The 370-nt window shown below is 65.9% G+C and carries 1 protein-coding gene; it reads right to left on the bottom strand.

What is annotated here, in order from left to right:
- Nucleotides 1–370, bottom strand: a 370-nt coding sequence (locus EN857_RS33550) for a heme-binding protein (protein ID WP_189522832.1), incomplete at both ends; no start/stop codon positions are given.

Below are 370 nucleotides of genomic sequence, written 5' to 3'. Positions count from 1 at the left end.
TCGGCGTCGAACCTCCGACGCCGGCACCGATTTCCGCCGCAATGTCGGCCTCGTGGCCGGCGCAAAGCGGATGACCCCAGCCGGAGGCGCTTTTTCCGCCGGGGTCGAGATCGTAGATGATGGCGTCCTTGCGATTGGGATTGACGCCCGCAGGAACCTTGTCGAAGCCGAGGGCTGCGCGAACGCGCCAGGCAATATTATGATCGGCGCAAGAGGAATCGCCGCTGACACCGAGGCCACCGACAATGGCCTTGCCGTCGTACAGAGCCAGGCCTCCGCCGAACACGACGAGGCCTCCGATCGGCTTGCCGACCAGCGGGTCACTGGCGCTCCCAAACGTTTTCGGGTCGCCTGCGTAAGCCGCTGCCCC

It is taken from the genome of Mesorhizobium sp. M4B.F.Ca.ET.214.01.1.1 (genome assembly GCF_004791545.1).
GTDB classification, from domain to species: Bacteria; Pseudomonadota; Alphaproteobacteria; order Rhizobiales; family Rhizobiaceae; genus Mesorhizobium; species Mesorhizobium abyssinicae.
Note: the sequence above shows the minus strand (reverse complement) of the source record. Positions and strands in the feature narration are given on the sequence as shown.